Origin of the sequence: Vibrio sp. OY15, from assembly GCF_000742455.1 — a bacterium.
Lineage (GTDB): Bacteria > Pseudomonadota > Gammaproteobacteria > Enterobacterales > Vibrionaceae > Vibrio > Vibrio alginolyticus.
Genome location: NZ_JPIL01000009.1, coordinates 304,342 through 326,190, shown reverse-complemented (window position 1 = coordinate 326,190; position 21,849 = coordinate 304,342). Strand labels below are relative to the sequence as shown.

Genomic DNA, 21,849 nt, shown 5'->3' with positions numbered 1-21,849 from the left:
GTTTTGACACCTTGTCTAAGTTGAAATGTTAGCTAGGCGAGTTTTAATTCACTAAAGAGCTCAAACAACTGGTTCGATTTATACGGCTTAGGTAAATAAGCATCCATGCCTGCCGCAAAACAGTTGTGGATGTCTTCTTCCAAAACACTCGCAGTGAGTGCGATAATCATCGTTTTTTCACGTCCTGCTTTCTTTTCCCAACGACGAATTTCTTTCGTCGCGGTCAGTCCATCCATCACGGGCATCATGCAGTCCATTAAAATTGCATCGAATTCTTCTCCCTTTGTGATGGCTTCTAACGCTTCTTGACCGTTGCTTGTTATCAAATAGTCATAACCTGCTTTATCCAGAAAGAAACTCGCTATTTTCTGGTTCATCAAGTTATCCTCCGCAATTAAGATCCTCCGATGAGAGCGCGACGCTCGATATTCAGAGCTGACAACATTATTGGTGACATTGTCACTTGATATAGTCTTTTCAACCTTAGCTAAATCATCAATGACATGCTTAAATCGATTGCCAAGGAAAGGTAATGTGAGTACGGCATGTACTTTTTCTGCATTTTCGTAGGGAGTGGATAAATGATGCTGGCAAATAATCACACGACGAAGATCGTAATTAAATGATAGATTATCCAAGATTTCATCGGTATTAGCGTCGTTACTGTGGCACAGAAATATGACATCAAAGTCATCATTTATCGCTTGCACTTCATTCACATTATTAACACCAAAGAGATTGATTTTCGCTAAGCGACACTCTTTTAATACTTGGTCGGCGTAGTCGTAATTTGAGCAGATCAAAAGCCCTTTATTAATCACCTCAGAACGCCAGCCAAACACCGGAATTGCTTCAACCTCAATCGAGAATTCAAAGCATGTGCCCACTCCTTTTGTAGATGTTGCTACGAGCTTGCCCCCCATCATCGACACAAGCTGACAACAAATTGCCAAACCCAACCCTGTACCGCCAAATTGCCTCGACACTCCTTCATCTTCCTGAGTAAAGGGTTCAAAAATCGTGGTTAACTTATCTTGATCAATGCCTATTCCGGTATCTTCTACTTTAAACGTCAGCACTCCACGTTCTTTCTCAAGTAACTCCTCATAACTAACATCAACGCATACATGCCCACTTTCGGTAAACTTAACCGCATTCGATACCAGATTCGTAACTACCTGTTTGACACGATGATCATCGACCATCACGCGAATGGGGATATTTTCAGCTAAATTAATACCTAACTTTAGCTGTTTAGATGTTGCTTTGGATTGGAATAAAATCATCGACTGATACACGACTTCTCGGATATCCGCTTCTACTAGTGACAGCTCCAATCGTCCAGACTCGATTTTAGAGAGATCCAATATATCGTTAAGTAAAGTAAGCAGCGTTTGAGATGAGGAGTCAATGTCATCAACAACTTCTTGTTGATGCGAAGACAACTCACTTTGAGAGAGTATTTCTGTCATGCCCATGATCCCGTTAAGGGGCGTGCGGATTTCATGTGACATGTTGGCAAGAAACACAGATTTTGCACGATTAGCCGATACTGCTGACTCTTTTGCATGCAGTATTTCTTCAGTTTGTCTGTGCATTTCTTCAACCACTCGATTCACTTGCTGAGCAAAAATGGTCAGTTCATCACTTCCATCAACTTTGACTTTTGTTTGCTTCTCTTCGGAGTTGATCAACGCGTTTAAAGTATGAATGATCGCATCGAGTTTGCTGTTAACGCGGAACCAAGTACTAAATCCGAGCCAACAAAGCAGGATAACCACTAAGGCAACGCCAAAACTGATCATCGCTATATTGGCCTTTTGTTCATGAACCTGCGTGAGAAGCGACTGCTCAGTTTGTTTGGTGAACCCATCGATGAGCACTTGTAAGCGCTGCACACGAAAATCGAGTTCTTTTAAATACGCGGCGTAGTCACTTTGTGACATGTCTCCTGACATTAATTGTCCGCGAGACGCCAAGTTTCTCTGATATCTCGGCGAAGTAAACAAGCCAAGCAATTTATCCACTTGCTCGTATGACCCACCTAAGTTTAAAAACGCATCCAAATTTTGCTGCTGTCGGTCAATCGCCTGATAAAACATACTTTGACTTAGCCGACTCTTAGGGTCTTGGACTAAACGGTTCGTCAGCCAAGCTTCTTTCTGTGTCCAAAAAGAGAGCTGAGCAAGGTAGGCAATAAAATTTTGCATGCGAATGCCATCGTCACTGCCATACCATTGATGATTTTGCAACAAAGAGCGCGACATATTTTGGAGCTGTTGAAATGCCCAATCACCCAGGTCGTCCATCTCACTCAATCTACCTGACAATACCCCCAGCATGGCTTCTTTCAGTTCATCAGCATACTCAGCAGTATTAGGGTTACTCACAAACTTTTGATGCAAAGAAGAAATAACTTCACCTTGTTCTTCAATATTAATGGCTGCAGAGACTTGAAGATCAGGCTGTCGGCGTACTTTCTCTATGGAGTAAATAAAGTGGGAGGCCTTGGATATCAATTGGAAACCTTGAATATTGCTAACCGTTTGATTGAGACGGCTCACGCGCAACGCATTATCAGAAAACTGCTGAACTGCAAATACCACGATTACCACAGCGGGTAATAGTGCGAGGAGTGCTAAGCGTGTTTTTATTGATAATCTCAACATCCATCAGCCTAATGGTTGATTTCATCCGTTTATTTAATATTAGACTAGTTTCCCGCATTGAAAGGCATATACGACATTGTTACTTTCAAACAACATTCACCTACCTAGACTATGGTTATTGTGAGTGTTTTATCATCGGCTAATGAAGTGGCAATTGTGATTCAAGTCATATTTTTTGATCTTAAAGTTGGATGCAAACAATAAAGTTTCACTCACAACTAAGAGTCGCCTCACTTTTCAGGAAATCATCTATTGTATGTTTACCTATTGAGTTGCCTTATCGAGGAAAATCACACAAAAATGCAAAATATCCATTTTTGTCAACAAAACTAATTTGAAAGCAAACGTTATCATCGCAAAAAAAGTAAGTTACTTTCTAAATGTCAATACGTGAAAACCACTGCTTTAGTCACATTAATCCACCACTAACGTCCCCTTAAGTAGTGTTTTACACTGGATTTAATTTTCCTAGCAGAATAAGGACTCCGACCTTAGAATCCGCACACATAACTATTACAACCCGATTACATAACCCACCACACTCTTGCACGCTGCCGAAGAGGCAACAACAGAGAGTATGGTTAGCCCCCAAAACGTGAAAGGTCTAATACAACAATGAGTCCAGAGAAATATCTCCAAGACTGGCAAACTAGCCAAACGATTGCTGAATCTATTTCCCCTCTAATTGGTAAGCTATATCGTCAAAAAGGAATCGAAGTGGTTCTGTTTGGTAAAACGCTTATTAATGCTACTACTATAGACATTCTCAAAACTCATCGCGTTGCAAGACGTTATACCGGTAACCCACTTTCGCTTGAGCACACGATGCCTATTATTCAAGCGCTTTGTGAAATGAGCATTTCTTCATGCCGTGTCGATGTCGGCCAATTGGCAACTATGTACTGGAATGAACATGACGATACAAGCTCTCTAAACGATTTCCTTATCACTGCACTTGATGGCGCTCGCGACGCAGATTCTTCACTGAAAGCGCGTGATGTGGTTCTTTACGGGTTCGGTCGCATTGGTCGACTACTTACTCGCCTTCTCATTGAGAAAAGTGGTCCAGGTTACCCACTAAGACTACGTGCGATTGTGGTTCGTGGCGGTAAAAAAGGCGATTTGGAGAAGCGTGCTAGCCTGCTGCGTCGTGACTCAGTTCACGGCCAGTTCAACGGTAGTATTGTTATCGATGAAGAGCGTAAAGCACTGATCGTTAACGGCAACTACATCCAAATTATCTACGCAAATAACCCAAGCGAAGTAGACTATTCAGCTTTCGGTATCAATAACGCGCTAGTTGTTGATAACACAGGTGTTTGGCGTGATTCTGAAGGCCTGAGCCAACACTTAGCGTGTCAAGGCGCAGAGAAAGTACTGCTAACAGCACCAGGTAAAGGTGACATCAAAAACGTTGTATTCGGTGTAAATGAGTCGGTAATTAAAGAAGATGACACCATCATCTCTGCGGCAAGCTGTACAACAAATGCAATCACGCCAGTCCTTAAGGCTCTGAACGATAAATATGGTGTTCTTTCTGGCCATATTGAAACCGTGCACTCATACACAAACGACCAAAATTTGATCGACAACTTCCACTCTGGTGACCGTCGCGGACGTAGTGCTTCACTAAACATGGTTCTGACTTCAACAGGTGCGGCAAAAGCAGTTGCTAAAGCATTGCCAGAGCTTGCAGGCAAGCTAACAGGCAACGCGATTCGCGTACCGACACCAAACGTTTCTATGGCAGTCGCTAATCTAAACTTAGGTGAAGACGTAGACCGTGATTCACTGAACGATTACTTGCGTGAAATGGCGTTGAACTCTGAGCTTTCGGCACAGATTGACTACACCGATTCAACAGAAATTGTATCAACTGACTTAGTTGGCTCTCGCCATGCAGGCGTCGTAGATGGTCAAGCGACTATCGCACAAGACAAGCGTTGTGTACTTTACATCTGGTACGACAACGAATTCGGTTACAGCTGCCAAGTTGTGCACTGTATGGAACAAATGATGGGTGTTCGTTACCAAACATTCCCTCGATAGGTGAACTTTGCTCCACAACGTTAACCACATAGCGTAGCGGACAATATCTCATATTTGTTCTAAATAATAAGCGCCATGCGCATTACTAATATTTTTCCCCGTTTATACGCCTGATCACCCTCAGGCGTTTTTTCGTTTCATTCATTTGACACTCTCCGGACAAAGTGAACGTCAGCATTCATGTTTTGTTCATGTTCACAGCATTAATCTGAGCACATAAATTACAGAGAGGTCATGATTATGAATCGGATTATTGTAACTGCACTAGCACTGATTACCGGCTTTTTTACGTTAGTATTTAGCTTGATCATTGCGATTCCGTTGACCATCGCAGCATTAATTACCGGCAAGCGTATTGAAAATCGCGTCAAGAAAATGCAGAGAGAAATGCACGAAGAATATGAATTTAATACAGGTAAAGCAGATGCGATTGAAGGTGAATTTGAAGAGGTTCGCCGGTAAGTAAATAAGATTTAGATGAGTTTCTCTCCCCCGACCGCTCCTGAGAAACTTCTTGCTTTAACCCTGTCCTTAAAATGGCAGGGTGCTTTTTTGAAAAGCAGCCACACGGGCTGCTTTTAGTATTTCTGTCTTGCGAGCTTGTCTATACCGTTACGACCACTCTAAGAGCCAGCAGCATGAGTACTACCCCTGACAAACGATCAATCAACACTGCCTTAGAGCGAATTCTGTCAACGACTTTAGAGCTCGATAGCACTAGGGTAATAAAGGTGTACCAAAGCCCATCCACAACAAACGGCGTGGCAACAATGATCATCTGATTACTCAAATCATTACCGAGCGCGACAAACTGACTGAATAATGCGATAAAAAACAAAGCAATTTTGGGACTTAAAATCGAGATAAAAAAGCCTTCTCGCGCAGACTGGATTACCGTTGTTTCCTCACCTGACTCCAACTTCGCAGCCACACCACCTTTTGAACGCAAAGCATTAAACCCTAAATACGCAAGATATGCCGCACCCACAAGGCTAATCGTCTTGAACAGCATCGGGCTTTGCTGCAAAACAACAGCGAGCCCAATCAAAGTAATAAACGCATATATACCAATGCCAAACGCATGAGCCCAAGCCGTAGCTAATCCATGGATACGTCCACCAGCCAACGAGTGCTTAGCGACAATAGCTAAGCTGGGACCTGGTGACATAGCCCCTAATAAACACACGGTAAAAAGTGATAACCAAACTGTTAGTGTCATAAGAATCTCCCCTCTTTGAAGCTCACTCTATCAACGGAAGAGGTATAATTAGAAATCAAAGTTATTCATACTAATCATGACTTAAAGTCATAGCTAAACGGTGTACGTATTAGCGAATGGAATATTCAGAGATTTGCATTACTGAGCGAATCTCTTCTCGCACCCATTTATGCGCAGGATCCGTGTCGTATTTGGGGTGCCACATTAACCAATATTGATGAATAGGTGTTTCGAGTGGTAATGCTTTATGGGTTAAGTCCCAATGCTTAGCGAGGTTAACGGCAATATGTTCAGGAGCCACCATCAGGTGCTCACTTGCAACTAAGCGATTGATCGCAGCAGAGAAGAATGGAACCTTAAAGGTAACGTGGCGGGTGTGCCCTAGCTCTTTCAATGCTAAATCAGTGTAGGAATCTTTGTCTCCGCCGCCAGTCACTTTGATGTGTGAATATGAAATCAAGTCTTCAATACTGATCTGGTCCTGCTTTGCTAACGGATGAGAAGATTTCATCAAACAAACTGATGAATCCTCACCAATTTTAACGCTCGACACACTCTGTGGTTTTTCTGGATACATAGAAGACGCGATATGGATGCCCGTCTCATGAAGTTTATCAAGAAAGTTGGGTTGCCACAGTCGGTACGCCATATCTAACTGTGGCGCTTGTTCACCCAAGTGAGAGGCAATATCGGGCAATACGTATTGCGCCACGTAGTCACTAGAAGCAATAACAAGCTCACCTTGCCACTGCCGCGGCTCAAAAGGTTGGTCATCGAGTAAATGGTCAAACTCAGCCAGTAATGCATCAAGCTTTGATTTTAACGCTATTGCTCGTGGCGTTGGTATCAGTTGATTACCTTGACGAATAAGCAGTGGGTCACCACACAGATCGCGCAATTGTGCAAGCTGTCGACTGACGGCAGACTGCGTAATGTGCAAACGGTCTGCGGTCCGGCTGACATGACACTCCTCTAAAAGTACATGCAAGGATCTAAGTAGATTCAAATTAATGTTGTTTAACATATTCGCTCAGAAGGGTTTTCAACATGGCATCCATTCATGGTCACTTCACAAACAGGTTCCCAGTCGTGTTAAAGAATTCAGCTAAGACGGTATGAGTCATCAGGTTTCGAAGCTCTGGATATCGTTGAATTTGATCTCTGATTTCGTTCAAGCGAGCCATCGTAGGCACTTCGACAAAAACCATCATGTCCGTCTCACCGCTGATCGCATGACACCATTTTACGCCATCAATTTTGTATAACTCGTCCGCGTATGATTCGCAATAATACGTAGAGGTTGATTTATCGAACTTTAAGGCAAAATAGGCGCAAATCGAATCCCCACCCGAAGGTGCAATTTCAGCGTGATACCCTAGAATCACTTTGTCATGCTCTAGCTTACGAATACGGGCCGTTACCGCAGAACGAGAAAGGTTTACTTTATCCGCAATTTCAGTCACCGACAGCCGAGCGTTGTGCCTGAGCAGATCCACAATCTTATGATCAAACTTGTCCATACCGTTACCAAGCTTTCCTTATTTTTCTCATTCTATACCGATTCTAACTGCATAAGAAACCAACATTTTGTTGGAATTATTTAAAACAACCGTCATATTGACGGTTTAGTAAATCATTTTGTTATTAACATTTTGGATATGCTATTTGGCGGGCATGAGATGAGTGCTGTTATCCATTTCAACAGAAAATAGATAACACATTGAAATCAAATTCCCAACTTAAGTGCTCAGCACATAAATAGCATCGCTTAAACACATAAAACGAAATAACCAGAAGCCACAAGCTTTTTCGTAATAAGCCTCATAACATTGGATGAATCAATTCGCATGGAAGAGCTCAAAAAAGACATTTCACTCACATCAGGTATCGCACAGTTATCCACCACATTAATGGGAACTGGGCTGTTTATGATCCCGGCTATCGCAGCAGGTATAGCTGGCCATTTTTCACTATGGGCTTGGATTTTATTGTTCATCGCGATTTGTCCTATTGCGCTGACTTTTGCTCAACTGGGTAAACGATACCCCAACGCGGGCGGAACAGCCTTTTTTGTACGCAAAGCCTTTAACGCCAAACTGGAAAGTAGTGTCGCTTGGCTATTTGTTAGTGTCATTCCGGTAGGGGTTCCGGCCGCGATTGCACTCGCCGCAGGCTTCCTACAACAAATATTGCCAGAGCCTATTAGCAACAATCTGTTTGCACAAATTCTGACGGTAGTACTACTTGTGTTCGTCAACTTGATGGGCACAAAATCATCAGGTCATTTACAAACTCTTATTGCTTTGAGTGTCTTCGCACTTGTTGGCGCATTTTTATGGAAAGGCGACGTTAACAGCGCCGATCTTGTGATGCCCGCCATCACACAAGAGTCAATTTGGCCTATTACCGCAGCGTTAGGCGTGATGTTCTGGTGTTTTGTTGGCATAGAGGCTTTTGCCCATATGGGGGAAGAGTTCAAAAACCCTCAAAGAGATTTCCCTATTGCCATTGTGGTCGGTTGTTTTGTAGCAGGGGCTACCTATTGGGCATGCTCTGTCGTTATTTTAAAATTTGGCGCGTATGGTAACGCTCAATTTGATAACGCATCCATCCCCTGGCTTAGTGCCCAACTACTAGGCGATGGAGCCAAATGGATAATCAGCTTGATAGGTTTCTCCGCTTGTTTCGCGAGCGTTAACTTATACACACAGAGCCTAGCGCGAATGGTCTGGGCTCAAGCTCGTGAACATCGTCCTTCTAGTCCACTAGCCAAGATTTCACGTCGCGGTGTCCCTTTCTCAGCCACCATATTAGTTGGCGGCATATTATTGATATCTTGTGTGATAGGAACCCTATCACAGCTCGATCTGGAGTTTTTCCTAAAACTCGCAAACAGTGTATTCGTTCTGGTTTACATGTTGGCGATGTTAGCCGCTTTTAAATTGCTTCGAGGATTTGGTAAAACACTTGCGGGACTGTCCCTACTGCTTTGTACCGGTGTTTTTATATGTTTAGGCTGGTCAATGTTTTATGCACTTGGCATTTTTACTCTACTTTTACTGCCTTGGAAACAGTGGCGACATAAGCGACAAACACGTGTAGCTGAATAGTCATCGCTTCCCATTTCGAAATATGTGAGCTAAACGTTGGATACCAGCGTCTATGTTCTCTAACGCGATATTGCCGTAACCAAGCACGGCACCATGCCAGTGACGTGCTTGAAAATCTGGGTGTTCATAATAGCTCAAAGGTCGCAAGATGATCCCTTCATGCTCTGCCAGTTTTGTAAAACGCTGCTCATCCATACCGTCTTGCCATTTCAACGTAATATGAAGCCCCGCCGCTTGGCTAACGACGCAAACACGGTCGCCAAAATACTGTTGAATGGATAAATGCATCTGTTCATGCTTAGTTTTGTATAGTCGACGCATTTTTCGAATATGACGTAATAACCCACCTTCAGTAATAAAATCTGCCAATGCTTCTTGTGTATGCGTCGGCGAATCACCACTTAACGCATCCTTAACCACTAAGCATTGCTCTACTAAACGTTCAGGAACTACAAGGTAGCCAAGCCGCAATCCGTTAAACATCACTTTACTGAAGGAACCCACATACAACACACGATCATCTCGACCCATTTGAGCTGCTAGCCCCTGTAAGCTGGTATAGGGACGATGAGCAAACTGAAATTCGCTGTCATAATCATCCTCGATGATCCAACTTGATTGTTCGACCGCCCAGTTGATGATCTTTCCTCTTTGCTCGGTATTGAGTGTGGTACCCATCGGATATTGATTACTTGGTGTAATATACAGCGCATCGGCATCGCTTGAGGTCACCGCTTCCACATCAAAACCTAATTTCTCTGTTACGAACAAAGGCTCAAATTGATAGTTTTGGAACTGAATCAACTTCCGCATTTGCGCGTAACCTGGTTGCTCCATCAGAACCTTATCACCTTGTTTGAGCACTACCATCGTCGCAATCGACAACGCTTGCTGCGCCCCAGAGGTAATAATAATGCGCTCTGGAGAACAATTCACTGAACGGCTTGATGCGAGGTAGTCAGCTAAAGCACAGCGCAATGCCCAACTACCCTGAATATCTTGATTCCCCAACAAGCAAGTACGAGACATATGGCGAGTGAGTAACTTTTGCCATTGCGCCATCGGAAATGCGTCCAAATCCGGCACACCCGGTGCAAATGCGCGGTTGATATCAAAGTGAGCTTTCGGTGATGAGTCTCTCTGAACTGAACTAGGTTCAGGCAAGTACTGCTCTGGCAGTTCTACGGCAACATAAAAGCCAGAACCTTTTTGGCTGTTCAAGTACCCTTCCGCCACTAACTGTTCGTAGGCAGAAATCACGGTATTCCTACTTAGATTAAGCTCTTGTGAAAGCTTCCGCGTAGAAGGCAGCTTCCCATTCTTCACCCACAGTCCTTGAACAATTTTCTTGCGAATAGCCAAAAACAACGCTTGCTGACGCGTTCCTTCACTGTCTTTTAAATGCAGGTCACCGATATCAATCAAAGACAAACTGGATCCATCCATTAGTTAAAACTGGCTCTCTTTAAGCTACCAGTTAAACGCTACATTGCAATCAAAGAATGAGGATCAATCGCTCGTAATCGTGAGCAAACAAGGAGAGAAAATGCTATCCAACACCAATAGAACGGAAATTAAGAAAGGCGCACATAAAGCCGTCTCTGATGTTAGCAAACTGCACGCCATCATAGATGACAGCCTAATCGCTCATATTGCGATAACCAACGAGTCAGGCCCTGTGGTCATCCCTATGCTGGCATGGCGTGTCGATGATTACGTGTATATCCATGGTGCCAACAACAGTCGACTGTTACGCTCACTCAAACAAGGAGTGCAAACGTGCTTAACCTTTACTTTGTTTGATGGTTGGGTATTGGCTCGAAGTGCGTTTCACCACAGTGCGCATTATCGCAGTGCTGTGGTCTTTGGCCAGTTTGAGGTGGTGGAAGATAACCAAGAGAAAGACAGGTTGCTGAATCACTTTATTGAACAGATCGCTCCGGGGAGAACAGAACAAGTCCGTTTGAGTAATGAAAAAGAACTCAAAGCCACCATGCTGCTGCGTATTCCACTCACAGAAGCATCGGTGAAAATCAGCAATTTTGGCGTCAACGACGATGCGGAAGACATGGACATCCCTGTTTGGGCAGGTGTCCTACCCTACCAAACCGTCGTAGGTCCGCTGCAAGCTTGTGACGATTTGTATGAAGGTATCGCAGAGCCAGACTACCGCAGTGCCTACTCTAACCGTTGGCAGGAATAAGCACCGTAAAACGTGCGCCGCCTAAGTAACTCTCGCCGACAGAAAGCTCCCACCCCAGTTGCCGCGCTGCACTGGTAGCGATGGCAAGCCCTAAACCAAAGCCTTTCATGTCGGCGTTGCGGCTTTTGTCTAAGCGCGAAAATGGCATAAATACTTCTTCTCGCATCGCCTCAGGGATGCCCGGACCATCGTCCTCAATATCGATGCTCCAGCAATCCGCTACCGTTCGAATCGTCACCTCAACGCAGGACTCACCATAACGCTTGGCGTTTTGCAGTAAATTATCGAGGACAAGGTTACCCAAAGTAGGCTGAAAGTGAATCAATTGGTTCGCGAGTTTATTTTCTGCTCTCAACATGGCGGACTCTAAGCCTAGGTAATTCATGCGGCTTTTACACCAAAGTGGCAGTTCCATGGTTTCAACAGAATCGATCCATGAGTGGTTTTTCACACTCAAGCGAGACAGCATGACGATGTCGGATGTTAAATCCGTCACGACATCAACGTATCGTTCAATATCGTCATGTAACTCTGCCTGCATTTCACCACTCGTGCGTCGAGCTAAATCCGTCGCTAGCTGAATACGACTCAGCGGAGTGCGCACTTCATGAGGAATAGCTTGAGTAAAGATGTGTGTTTGGCGCACTCGTCTCTCAATCTCTTCAGACATGCAGTTGAAGCCTTGGGCGAGCTCTTTCACGGGTTGCGAAAATTGCTTTAGATCGACTCGCGTATTCAACTCACCAGAACCAAATTGTTGTTGCGCAGCCGTTAGTTGCCGAATTTGGCGGTCAAGACGTCGTACAGGTATGTAAACCATAATGCCTAAACTGCATACAACAACCAAAAGTAGAGTAAGTATAAATACAATCTCAGAATCTTCATTCCAATCAACGTGTGGGCTAAAGAAATCCGTTTTTTCTTTGAAAACTAAACTCTTCGAAGTGTTAGGCAAAGGGAATACCGCAGCATAGGTACTGCCATCAATAAGATAAACAGGTATCCCTTGCATACGGTACAGCAGATTACAATCTCGACAAGGCGGTGATCCGTCCCAGTTTTCAACCAATGTTAAATCAAAGATAAAGAAATCTTGCTTGCCGTTTTCGGTTAACTTCTTGTAGAGAGAATCCGGAGTGCCTCGTTGCTCAATGTATTGATCGACAAAATAAGCACCGTCACTCAAAAAAACACCGACTTCTGTTTTGCGCATGTACTCTTCCCCCATAAAGAGAAACAAAGCAACAGTCAGCGCAAGGCCAGTTACTAACCCCACATATAGACGAGTAAACAGGGAAAACATGCGTCATTTACCTGTCAGCATGTAGCCGTGGTGACGTATGGTTTTAATGGTAGCCGTATGGATATGAGCCTTAGAGAATTTCTTCCTTAGTGAGGATATACGCATATCAATCGAACGATCAGTAATACAGTATTCAATGCCTCGGGCAAGACGGCAACATGATTCACGAGATACTGGCTTATCGACATTCAGCATCAGGAGCTCTAAAATTTCAAACTCAGAACTCGTTAAACCAATATCTTTTTGCAAATAAAATGCTTGGGAGCGACGAAGACAAAGACTAATGCCATATCGGCTCAGCTTTTCTTCTTCAACGATATCAACTTGACGACAATAGCGACGCAACGCTGCTTCAATACGGGCGAGAAGGATATTGCCTTTTATCGGTTTGGTAAGGTAATCATCAGCACCAAACTTAAATAAGCTCACCTCGCTCATTTCATCATCGGTCGCAGTCAAAACAATGATAATACCATGATAAAACTTACGCGCCTCTTGACATATTTCTGCGCCATTTTTTCCTGGTAACATCAAATCTAACAGCACTAGGTCCGGCTTGAGCCCCTTAATCGTTTCTAATGCATTTTGACCGTTATCGATGACAGTTACCGTATATCCTTCAGCTTCGAGGTACATTTTGGTTAATCGAGCAATCTCTGAGTCGTCTTCTACCAGTAAGATTGTATTACCCACCATGAATCATTTACTCCACCAATATGATGGAGGGAGTATATCGCTCGTCCTATACTGCGCAACCTACTTAAATGATAATTTTAATAAAACGCAGGCTTACATACGCTTACAAACCATACATATACGATAATCCTAATCATTCTATACCCCTAAAGCCATGCAATAACCTGAGGTTTTATTCATTATCAGAATATAGCTTCACATAGAAAATAAAATTCGGAATAAAAATCCACTATATTTTCAAATGTATCGAATAATAGGTCTTACCAAAAAACAATACCAACATATATGACTTAGTTTGCTTATATAGACAGGACTTTATGTTGCTTCTAAGTTTCTTGCTCTAATAAAGTCTACGAGTAACATGAAATGAGATATTCCAAATTAACACCTTTAGCCATATTTTGCGCGATAAGTCTAACTGCTTGTGGCGGCAGTGAATCTAATTCGAAACCATCGACAACGACACCTCCAACACCACCAGTGCCAACATTGAGCACTGTCACAATCCCAACTGTCGTTTCTACAGAGTTTCCGGCCAAGTTAAAAGTGGCTGCTGATGCGGGCTTCACCCACTATGTGAAAATCTCCCTTTCCGAAGCAAACAACAACGATACATTTCACATTGTGGCCGTTGATGACGGTGCGAATAATGAAAAAATCTTTCGTGCAGCCAAAATCATCCAACACCTTCTAACAAACCAACCAGACTCTAAGTACGGTGCTGACAAGTCTCTTATCGCTAAGACATTAGCCGAGCGTGATGCCACATTAATGCTGACCGAAAACGACGAACAGAATGATGAGATGTTAACCAAAATCTTTATCAACGAACTGATTCGCCAAGACAAATTGAACGATGCAGTTACAAACTCGGGCTTAGCACACTCTTTTGATACGAGTTCTCTAGAAAAGTTTGTTGTAAGCATGATCGTACTTAACGAAGATGATATGGATACACTTGTCACATCTATCGCGTCAACATTAGTAACTAGTGAAGAAACACCAAACTGGCTAAGGAATAGCCAATCTTTAATGTATCGAGAACTGACAGTTGAAGGCGATTGCCATTACATGAGTAATTTTGCCGATTACTGCGCCAATCTTGGTAAAAAAGCCGAACGAGACGCCGCTTTTGAAGAAATTTTACACTTGGTCCAAGCGCAAGGTATTGCACCTAACACGGCGACTGCGGCACTGCAAAATGACATTCAAGCTCATGCGTTAAGCATCTATAACGATATTCAATCGGGCAAACCGACGGTGTGGCGCCCTACTCAGTATGACTGGGACGATTGGAAATCGGACGACTTCGATCCTGAAAGTGTGAAACAAACGGGCCCTTCATATTCTCACGAATATTTTGCTGCCGCTTTTGAAGCGTACATGGGCGTAGCAAAAGCAAACGGACATGGTTTAGATGGCTACCAAGCGTTAACGCGTGAAGAAATGCAAACCCAAGATCCACAAGCCGTTGATTGGATCAGTGGCTTATTCCACGGATACTTGCAATATACCGCGAATATCGACTCTGCGGGCGTCAAGCTCTACACCGAAAAGACAAATCCAGGCACAGTACCTACCTTCCGTATGGCTCCCAACAAAGACGGTTTGATAGAAGCGTACACCTACAAATCTCAGTGGCTAACAAAAGTGAAGATCATTGGCGACGACGCGATGAATGTGATCGGTAATGATCAAAACAATACTTTTGAAGGCAACAGCAAAGACAACAGCATTTATGGTGAAGGCGGTATCAACACCTATATCGTGCCACACAAACTGGCGGAATGTACTGTTATCAAAGCAAAGAGTGTTTCTGTTGAGTGCCCAAATACAGGCACTGACGAGTTGTACGACATTCAGAACATCCAATTCACCGACCAAACCCTAGATGTAACCAAGCTATAAACAATGAAAAACATGAAGAAACTTATTCTATTCGCTCCCTTGCTCCTTGTTGGTTGTGGTGGCCTAGCCGTCATGGATCGTACTGATGCCGTAAAAGCACAACCAGAAATGCTGATCAAAACCGACGGTGATTTTTGGGGATTCGGTGCAGATGGCCATTTTGATTTTGCTGGTAAGTACAAAGGCAAGTATTCACGCAGTGCTTCTAACTCAAGTTGGTTTAACCGTATCTCTTTCAAAGAAGGTTCAATGGGCGCAGAAGTGACTCGTATCGACAGCGGGGAAACTTGGCTTTTGAACTGCACCGGAGGCGGTATGTCGGTTAACTACATGGGCGTCGATTTTGGTGGGAATGATCCTTACACCTGTGACATTACTCAAGATGGTAAAAAAGTCGGTGAGTTTGCGATGGAGCCAAAATCGGCTCTCATCGACATCAGCTTTGAGAAAAAAGAGACAGGCATAGTGCGTATTGGTAGCACCCACTTTAATGTAGAAACTGTACATACTAGTCCTGACGCCATGATGGCGGTAGACATTCCATTGGGTTATAGCTTTAAGGAAGGCACACAAGAAATTGCCGCTGTGCAGACGAACGGTACCATTGCGGTACAGATGCTCCCTGAACTTAGCGAACAAAAAAAGGATGTAGTTGCCATCGGCGCTGTTGCAAGTGCACTAAGTTGGCGCCCTAAAAAATAGCCATTACATAAAACAACAACACACAAAAAACAAAGCCCTCTACTTTTTTGAGGGCTTTTATTGCTTGTACTCATAGAAATAAGTGGAGCACTACTTCTCTAATCTTCCCATATACTGCTTGGGCGTTAATCCACGATGTTTCTTAAACATACGATTGCAGCTCGCCACATTGGTGTAACCAAGGCGCGTGGCAATGTCATCAATACTCACGCGCTTACTCAACAAACCAGCTGCAATATTACTCAATACATAGCCAGAAACCGTCGAAAAATTGAGCCCTAATTTATGCAAACGACGTTGAAACTGCTGTTCAGATAAATCAAGCAGAGAAGACACGCGCTCTAACGTTGGCAATCCATAATGGCTGCTGTAATTCACCACTTCATAAATCACTTTCAACTCATCTTCTGGGTCGGGCATATTAAGCAAATCATCCAAATCGGAAAAACTCATCGCTAGACGGCTGTCTTCTCGATGGCTCACTTGGCGAGAAGCTAGTCGGTCATCTCCCGGGATCCATATCTCTGTTTTTGGCTGACTCCATTCCACCTCGCAGCCGAAATATTCCCGGTATCGCTCAGTATTTTTTCTCGAGCCTGAAACCTTGACACGTAAAGGCTGGTAATCTTTGCCAAGAAATTCGCGTAACACCTTAATCATAAATACCGCACAGCGGATACTATCGTGCACCTTTACTGACGTTTCTATAAACGGGTTGTGGTAAGTCCATTTGATGATTTTACCCGACTGTTCGCCAGCAAAAAACGCCCCTGATTGTAGGTTGCTCACACCATAATTCACTCGCCGAATGGTACTGGCTAAATCATTGCCGGAGAATAACCAGCGTCCCACTGGCCCTAGCTTTTGCAGTTCAATACCTCGGCTGAGACTCAACACCACATCCGGGTCACCACTGGCTTGTTCAACACAACGGTACCATTCCGCAACGGCTTTTAGCGGGATCAGTGTCATTGGGTTACGAAACACCGATGCTGGGATCCCTAACTCATCCGAGTCCAAATTGTATTTAGATAACGCGAGGTTATGCATGTTTAGAATGCCCATCGCGCGAATAAACCGAACCGTTTTCATAACCAATTACATCAAATTTAATCCTATAGTGATTGAATCTGTCACAAAGAAAGCCGCAAATCAAATTCAGATCACAATACGCCAACAGTTTGATAGAGGAGTGTTTAATGAGTTTACTGAGTGTCCCATTTGTCGGTACAGGCGCAGATACGGCATTACATGTTGTCGCTGCTGTCGTTTTAATCGCGAGTGTCGCGGGCGCGTGTTACGGCTTTTGGAAAATCCATGAATTGCCTATCAATAAAGCACACAGCAAAGACCATCATCAGATAGGGCTCATCACTGCGCTGACCTGGATAGGGTTTGTCTGGCACTGGGTTTGGGTGCTAGCCGTGATCTTTGCATTCGTTGATATGGAAAAAGCCATCATCAATCTGCGTGATACATGGAAAAGTAAACCGCAAACAGAAACACAGCCAAAAGAGGAAGCATAATGTTAGAAGGTTTAGCGGTATGGGCACTCTTCATTTATCTGTTGCGTTTGGTTGGCATGCCTTGGAACAAAGCAACCAAATCGTTCGCTTATCTTGGCGGCTTGGGTTGGCTAATGTTCGTCTGGGTAGGTTTGATTAACTTCACCCCGATGGATTTATCCGGCGGTTCTGTCGTGCAGTCGCCACACATCCAATTGCGTCCAGATTCAACCAATGTAAAAGGTAAAGTTGACCACATTTACATTGAGCCGAATCAGCAAGTTAAAGAAGGTCAGCTCATTTATGAACTTGACCCAACGCAATACAACATCGCATTAAATCAAGCGAACGTATCCGCTGATTCTGCTCGCGTTGCATTAGCTACAGCAATAGGCGACATCGAGATTGAAGAAGCTAACCACGAAGCGCTAGTGCAAGATCTAGAAACATCAAAGAGCCAGTTGGAAGCGGCGAAAGTTGACTACAAATTGCAGAAAAAGATGCTAGTTCGCTATGTTGAGCAAAACCGAGTGGTGCAAAACACCATCACGGAAAGCGACATCGACAAACAGTCGAGCACAGTAGACATGGCTCGCCACAATGTGTTGACTCTTGAATCTCAAATCAAGAAGAAACAAGTCGATATTTCACGTGCGAAGCTGGCGATTCATAAAGCGGAGTTAGCGGTTGAAACGAAGCAGGCTGAATTGCGTCAAGCGGAAGAGCAAATTGCAAAAGCACAATGGGATTTGAACAGCACCAAAGTGCATGCACCTAGTGATGGCTTTGTAACTAACTTTATCCTGCGTGAAGGTCAGCGCGTATCAGCGATGCCACGTATTAATATGTACACCAACGAGAAGTACGTACTGATGCGAGTGAACCACCAAGCGATTCGTAACATCAAACCGGGTCAGCCAGCGGAATTCTCTTCGTCCGTTTACCCAGGTAAGATCTTCTCAGCGACCGTCGAAGGCATTGTTGAAGCAACAGGTGAGTCACAAGGTAATCTACTGGGTTTCGATGATTCCGTACGTGTCACCACTGGAAAGAACTTACAGAACAAACACCACTTTGTTCGTCTTAAGATTGATGAGCCAGAAGGCTACGACATCCCTGTTGGCTCTGTTGGCCTCGCATGGGTCAGCGGTGAAAAACCGATAGGCTTCATGGCCTTCTTAGATGTGATTCGCGGGATCATCATCCGAATGAAGTCTCAACTGTACTTCTTCTACTCTATCTAAACTCGCAAACCGCCAGTTACGCTGGCGGTTTTCTTTTCATTTGTATCCAAACATATCCTTTTCCCGTATAACAATTAGTTAGTAAATAGCGGAGAAGATTCATGTCGGCAAAGGAAAGAAGCCTACCTACCCATCGCATCTCAAGATTCAGCAAGTTCGCTTCACTTGCTACCCGTGTCGCAGGCAATGTGATTGCAGAAGGCACGAAGCAGATAGCCAAAGGCAACAAACCAAAAGCGAAAGACCTCTTGCTGACGCCACAGAACATCGCGCGCTTAACTGACCAACTTGCTCACCTGCGTGGCGCTGCAATGAAGCTTGGTCAAATGCTATCAATGGATGCTGGTGATGTTTTAGAACCTGAACTTGCCGATATTCTTTCCCGTCTTCGTTCCAACGCAGACCCAATGCCTGCAAAACAACTCAACGCAGTAATGGAAAGTTCGCTAGGAACGAATTGGAAAGCTGAGTTTCTGTCATTTAACTTCAAACCAATCGCCAGTGCATCAATAGGACAAGTGCACCAAGCCTACAGCGATGCGGGCGATAACCTAGCCGTCAAAGTGCAATATCCGGGCATACGGAAAAGTATCGATAGCGACGTCGATAATGTCGGTACACTGCTCAAGGTCGTTGGGTTGATTCCCGAGTCTGTCGACTACAAAGGATTGCTCGAAGAAGCGAAAAAGCAGCTACATGACGAGGCCGATTACGCACGAGAGGCACAATTTGCCATTCGTTATCATGACGCTTTGAAGGAGCACCCTCATTTTGTGGTGCCCAAGATTCATACTGAAAGTTGCTCAGACTCCGTTCTCGCGATGGAATTCATTGATGGTAGCCCGATTGAGCAAATCGAACATTATGATCAGAGTACGCGAGATTTTGTCATGCACAGCCTACTCGAATTACTGTTCAGGGAGCTGTTCGAATTTAAGATGGTACAAACCGACCCAAATTTCGCCAACTACTTATATATCGAAAACACTCGTCAAATCGGCTTGCTAGATTTCGGGGCCACTCGAGAGTACAGCGAGCGGTTCAGCACTGGTTATCGCCAAGCTTTCGCATCTGTCGTTAACAATGACGAACAAGGCTTGAATAATGCGCTTGAACAAATAGGCTTCTTCAGCCAAACCATCCTTCCAGACCAACGCCAAGCGATTCTCGATCTAGTGAAAATGGCATGTGAACCGATGTTAGTTGATGAGCCTTATGACTTTAAAGCCAGCGGCTTAGCACAAAAGCTTCGCGAGGCTGGCACCATTCTAAGCATGGAGCAAGAATACTGGCATACTCCACCAGCAGATGCCCTATTTTTACACAGAAAAATCGGCGGAATGTACTTGCTGGCAGCCCGTATTGGCGCAAAAGTGAACATTCGCCAATTGGTACAGCCATATCTCACCATCAACAGCGAATAGCCTATTGTTTTTCTGTTACTTTCAAGTACCTTGAGCAAGGTTAAGGTGCATAGTTGTGCATCTCAATAACATGCCATACTTCCATAAAACGAATTAACTATCGGGGTACTCGGTGAGCAAGTTTCAAGATCTCTCCACTCTAATCCAGCAAATTGGCCAAGCCGAAGAAGCGGATCAAGTCGCAACGCTCAATGAATCTATTGAAGCGGGCCTCGAGCCCGGCGCGGTTGCCCTGATTCTAGAAGCCTTTCCAATCGACGATCGTGTTCGCTTATGGCGAGCTTTACCACTAGAGCTACATATCGACGTGTTAACGGAAATGCGTGCGGACGTACGTTTCTCTATCATCAACGCGTTATCTGAAGTCGAGCTAAAACTCACTCTCGCTAAACTCGACAACTTATCGCTCATCGAATGGGCCGATTCGTTACCAGAGTCGATCATAAACGAAGCGCTCTCGTTGATAGAAAAAGATGAGTTGGAACTTTACGATCAAGCAAACGAGTATGCTGATGAAGAACTCGGCCACTGGGCTGAACGTAAGATCATCACTCTTCCCTTCAACATTACGATTGGGACAGCTAAGCAGTTAATGGAGCGCTATAGCTACGACACGCCTCAACAGGTATATCTGATTAATCGTAATAAACAGTATCGTGGAACGGTCAATTACTTCGATATCTTACGTGGTGACCCCGATATTCGCTTAAAAACACTCGTTATTGAGGCAGTGACGGTTCTAGACAGTAAAATGATGCTTCCTGAAGCGGTAGAGGCATTAGAACACAGCACACTGCCCGCTCTCCCTGTAACTGATGCAGACCAAACACTGATCGGTGAAGTCGATTGGCAGTTTGCATTGAGTACACAGCGTGAAATCTACGAAGCACGTTTGATGGCCGGTACAGGTATGGATGAAGGCGATGACTTGTTTGCGCCAGTATTAAAAAGCTCGCAAAAGCGCGGTGTTTGGTTAGGCATCAATCTGCTTACTGCGATTTTGGCGTCTGTCACTATCGGACTATTTGAAGATGTAATTGCGCAGGTGGTGGCTTTGGCGGTGCTCATGCCAATTGTTGCATCCATGGGGGGCATTGCTGGCAGCCAAACGCTCACTCTAATGATTCGTGCGATGGCGCTTAATCAGATCACCCCAGGTAACCGTTTCAAGCTATTGAAAAATGAGCTGGGTATTGGCTCTCTGAACGGCATTGCTTGGGCGTTAATCATCGGCGGGCTCGCCGGATTGTGGTTTCAATCTCCGGTTCTTGGGGGAACCATCGCGCTGGCCATTATCGTCAATATTATTACCGCAGCTTTATTTGGTGTGCTGATTCCCATTATTCTGGATAAGTTTAAATTGGACCCCGCTTTGGCTGGCTCGGTGATTCTAACAACAGTGACAGATGTAGTTGGTTTTTTCGCCTTTTTAGGAACGGCGAGTTTAGTCATGCTTTAAAAGGTTCATTGTTTATTAATCAATCATTAGCATAATAGAGTCAAATTGCATAACGCAGTTGCAAATTGCAAACATACTCAAACTTTAAGCAACGCATGTCACAGAAACTACGTATTTTAGGGCATATTAAAGTTGGCACAGTAACTGCATTATATAAATCGACCCTTCTTAAGCCGAGGGTCACCTAGCCAACTGACGTTGTTAGTGAACTTGATTTTGTTCACATGTATATAAGCCAATCGCACTCTTTGCGGTTGGCTATTTTTTTATGTGGCTATTGCCCTCTTATCCTCTGACCGAGCTCGGTTGTACTTTTCTTACCCACAACAGATTGTTTACTGTTTATAAAATTCAAATA

The 21,849-nt window shown here is 44.2% G+C and carries 18 protein-coding genes; 10 read left to right on the top strand and 8 right to left on the bottom strand.

All coding sequences use genetic code 11. The features are described from left to right. Positions 1 to 32 precede the first annotated feature (32 nt). Positions 33 to 2,669: a hybrid sensor histidine kinase/response regulator gene (locus tag IJ23_RS11980; protein WP_033906366.1), complete on the bottom strand. Its 2,637-nt coding sequence runs from the start codon at positions 2,667 to 2,669 to the stop codon at positions 33 to 35. 615 nt (positions 2,670 to 3,284) lie between these two features. Between IJ23_RS11980 and IJ23_RS11975 the strand changes: the two genes are divergently transcribed. Together IJ23_RS11975 and IJ23_RS11970 are read left to right on the top strand one after the other, a co-directional pair. Next, positions 3,285 to 4,718, top strand: coding sequence for a glyceraldehyde-3-phosphate dehydrogenase (locus IJ23_RS11975; RefSeq protein ID WP_005373606.1), 1,434 nt, complete (start codon positions 3,285 to 3,287; stop codon positions 4,716 to 4,718). Between the two features lie 240 nt (positions 4,719 to 4,958). Next, positions 4,959 to 5,180 carry a hypothetical protein gene (locus IJ23_RS11970; RefSeq protein WP_021035939.1) on the top strand — a complete coding sequence of 74 codons (222 nt, stop codon included), beginning with the start codon at positions 4,959 to 4,961 and terminating at the stop codon, positions 5,178 to 5,180. Positions 5,181 to 5,322: 142 nt separating this feature from the next. Here the strand turns inward: IJ23_RS11970 and IJ23_RS11965 are convergent, their stop codons facing one another. The 3 genes from IJ23_RS11965 to IJ23_RS11955 all read right to left on the bottom strand — a co-directional run bounded on the left by IJ23_RS11965 (position 5,323) and on the right by IJ23_RS11955 (position 7,457). Beyond that, the gene (locus IJ23_RS11965) at positions 5,323 to 5,937 is read right to left on the bottom strand and encodes a LysE family translocator (RefSeq protein WP_017819876.1); all 615 of its coding nucleotides are present in this window, start codon (positions 5,935 to 5,937) and stop codon (positions 5,323 to 5,325) included. Positions 5,938 to 6,046: 109 nt separating this feature from the next. Next, entirely contained in the window at positions 6,047 to 6,961 is a 915-nt protein-coding gene (locus tag IJ23_RS11960; RefSeq protein ID WP_017819875.1) for a LysR family transcriptional regulator, read from the bottom strand. A gap of 40 nt (positions 6,962 to 7,001) precedes the next feature. Continuing rightward, positions 7,002 to 7,457: an Lrp/AsnC family transcriptional regulator gene (locus IJ23_RS11955; RefSeq protein WP_005373615.1), complete on the bottom strand. Its 456-nt coding sequence runs from the start codon at positions 7,455 to 7,457 to the stop codon at positions 7,002 to 7,004. A gap of 327 nt (positions 7,458 to 7,784) precedes the next feature. Here IJ23_RS11955 and yjeH point away from each other — a divergent pair, with 327 nt between their 5' ends. Next, a complete protein-coding gene (gene yjeH / locus IJ23_RS11950; RefSeq protein WP_033906365.1) occupies positions 7,785 to 9,047 on the top strand; it encodes an L-methionine/branched-chain amino acid transporter in 1,263 nt (420 codons plus the stop codon). On the opposite strand, the gene pdxR is transcribed toward yjeH, so the two are convergent. After that, positions 9,048 to 10,493 (bottom strand): MocR-like pyridoxine biosynthesis transcription factor PdxR, encoded by a 1,446-nt coding sequence (gene pdxR, locus IJ23_RS11945; RefSeq protein ID WP_033906364.1) that lies wholly within the window; start codon positions 10,491 to 10,493, stop codon positions 9,048 to 9,050. A 100-nt stretch (positions 10,494 to 10,593) separates the two neighbouring features. On the opposite strand from pdxR, the gene IJ23_RS11940 reads away from it, so the two are divergent. Next, positions 10,594 to 11,250: a pyridoxamine 5'-phosphate oxidase family protein gene (locus IJ23_RS11940; protein ID WP_017635166.1), complete on the top strand. Its 657-nt coding sequence runs from the start codon at positions 10,594 to 10,596 to the stop codon at positions 11,248 to 11,250. Here the strand turns inward: IJ23_RS11940 and IJ23_RS11935 are convergent. Both IJ23_RS11935 and IJ23_RS11930 read right to left on the bottom strand, forming a co-directional pair. After that, positions 11,231 to 12,553, bottom strand: a complete 1,323-nt coding sequence (locus IJ23_RS11935) for an ATP-binding protein (protein WP_033906363.1) — start codon at positions 12,551 to 12,553, stop codon at positions 11,231 to 11,233. The two genes, IJ23_RS11940 and IJ23_RS11935, sit on opposite strands and share 20 nt — an antisense overlap. A gap of 3 nt (positions 12,554 to 12,556) precedes the next feature. Then, positions 12,557 to 13,249: a response regulator transcription factor gene (locus IJ23_RS11930; RefSeq protein ID WP_005373624.1), complete on the bottom strand. Its 693-nt coding sequence runs from the start codon at positions 13,247 to 13,249 to the stop codon at positions 12,557 to 12,559. A gap of 366 nt (positions 13,250 to 13,615) precedes the next feature. Here IJ23_RS11930 and IJ23_RS11925 point away from each other — a divergent pair, with 366 nt between their 5' ends. Beyond that, positions 13,616 to 15,157: a hypothetical protein gene (locus IJ23_RS11925; protein ID WP_033906362.1), complete on the top strand. Its 1,542-nt coding sequence runs from the start codon at positions 13,616 to 13,618 to the stop codon at positions 15,155 to 15,157. A 12-nt stretch (positions 15,158 to 15,169) separates the two neighbouring features. Further along, positions 15,170 to 15,859: a hypothetical protein gene (locus tag IJ23_RS11920; RefSeq protein ID WP_017635164.1), complete on the top strand. Its 690-nt coding sequence runs from the start codon at positions 15,170 to 15,172 to the stop codon at positions 15,857 to 15,859. Positions 15,860 to 15,949: 90 nt separating this feature from the next. Here the strand turns inward: IJ23_RS11920 and IJ23_RS11915 are convergent, their stop codons facing one another. Beyond that, positions 15,950 to 16,951: an AraC family transcriptional regulator gene (locus IJ23_RS11915; protein ID WP_017635163.1), complete on the bottom strand. Its 1,002-nt coding sequence runs from the start codon at positions 16,949 to 16,951 to the stop codon at positions 15,950 to 15,952. A 107-nt stretch (positions 16,952 to 17,058) separates the two neighbouring features. On the opposite strand from IJ23_RS11915, the gene IJ23_RS11910 reads away from it, so the two are divergent. The 4 genes from IJ23_RS11910 to IJ23_RS11895 all read left to right on the top strand — a co-directional run bounded on the left by IJ23_RS11910 (position 17,059) and on the right by IJ23_RS11895 (position 21,491). Then, positions 17,059 to 17,385, top strand: coding sequence for an MFS transporter (locus IJ23_RS11910; RefSeq protein ID WP_017635162.1), 327 nt, complete (start codon positions 17,059 to 17,061; stop codon positions 17,383 to 17,385). Then, on the top strand, positions 17,385 to 18,608 hold the full coding sequence (locus tag IJ23_RS11905) for an HlyD family secretion protein (protein WP_017635161.1): 1,224 nt from the start codon (positions 17,385 to 17,387) through the stop codon (positions 18,606 to 18,608). Before IJ23_RS11910 ends, IJ23_RS11905 begins: the two co-directional genes overlap by 1 nt. Positions 18,609 to 18,709: 101 nt before the next feature. After that, a complete protein-coding gene (locus IJ23_RS11900) occupies positions 18,710 to 20,032 on the top strand; it encodes an ABC1 kinase family protein (RefSeq protein ID WP_017635160.1) in 1,323 nt (440 codons plus the stop codon). Positions 20,033 to 20,144: 112 nt separating this feature from the next. Further along, the gene (locus tag IJ23_RS11895) at positions 20,145 to 21,491 is read left to right on the top strand and encodes a magnesium transporter (RefSeq protein WP_017635159.1); all 1,347 of its coding nucleotides are present in this window, start codon (positions 20,145 to 20,147) and stop codon (positions 21,489 to 21,491) included. The last annotated feature ends 358 nt before the right edge of the window (positions 21,492 to 21,849 follow it).

Coding starts and splice junctions, on each gene's coding strand:
- IJ23_RS11935 (WP_033906363.1), bottom strand. CDS start 12,553: ATGTTTTCCCTGTTTACTCGTCTATATGTGGGGTTAGTAACTGGCCTT.
- IJ23_RS11975 (WP_005373606.1), top strand. CDS start 3,285: ATGAGTCCAGAGAAATATCTCCAAGACTGGCAAACTAGCCAAACGATT.
- IJ23_RS11910 (WP_017635162.1), top strand. CDS start 17,059: ATGAGTTTACTGAGTGTCCCATTTGTCGGTACAGGCGCAGATACGGCA.
- IJ23_RS11980 (WP_033906366.1), bottom strand. CDS start 2,669: ATGTTGAGATTATCAATAAAAACACGCTTAGCACTCCTCGCACTATTA.
- IJ23_RS11940 (WP_017635166.1), top strand. CDS start 10,594: ATGCTATCCAACACCAATAGAACGGAAATTAAGAAAGGCGCACATAAA.
- IJ23_RS11970 (WP_021035939.1), top strand. CDS start 4,959: ATGAATCGGATTATTGTAACTGCACTAGCACTGATTACCGGCTTTTTT.
- IJ23_RS11905 (WP_017635161.1), top strand. CDS start 17,385: ATGTTAGAAGGTTTAGCGGTATGGGCACTCTTCATTTATCTGTTGCGT.
- IJ23_RS11930 (WP_005373624.1), bottom strand. CDS start 13,249: ATGGTGGGTAATACAATCTTACTGGTAGAAGACGACTCAGAGATTGCT.
- IJ23_RS11965 (WP_017819876.1), bottom strand. CDS start 5,937: ATGACACTAACAGTTTGGTTATCACTTTTTACCGTGTGTTTATTAGGG.
- IJ23_RS11925 (WP_033906362.1), top strand. CDS start 13,616: ATGAGATATTCCAAATTAACACCTTTAGCCATATTTTGCGCGATAAGT.
- IJ23_RS11920 (WP_017635164.1), top strand. CDS start 15,170: ATGAAGAAACTTATTCTATTCGCTCCCTTGCTCCTTGTTGGTTGTGGT.
- IJ23_RS11900 (WP_017635160.1), top strand. CDS start 18,710: ATGTCGGCAAAGGAAAGAAGCCTACCTACCCATCGCATCTCAAGATTC.
- IJ23_RS11915 (WP_017635163.1), bottom strand. CDS start 16,951: ATGAAAACGGTTCGGTTTATTCGCGCGATGGGCATTCTAAACATGCAT.
- IJ23_RS11960 (WP_017819875.1), bottom strand. CDS start 6,961: ATGTTAAACAACATTAATTTGAATCTACTTAGATCCTTGCATGTACTT.
- yjeH (WP_033906365.1), top strand. CDS start 7,785: ATGGAAGAGCTCAAAAAAGACATTTCACTCACATCAGGTATCGCACAG.
- IJ23_RS11955 (WP_005373615.1), bottom strand. CDS start 7,457: ATGGACAAGTTTGATCATAAGATTGTGGATCTGCTCAGGCACAACGCT.
- pdxR (WP_033906364.1), bottom strand. CDS start 10,493: ATGGATGGATCCAGTTTGTCTTTGATTGATATCGGTGACCTGCATTTA.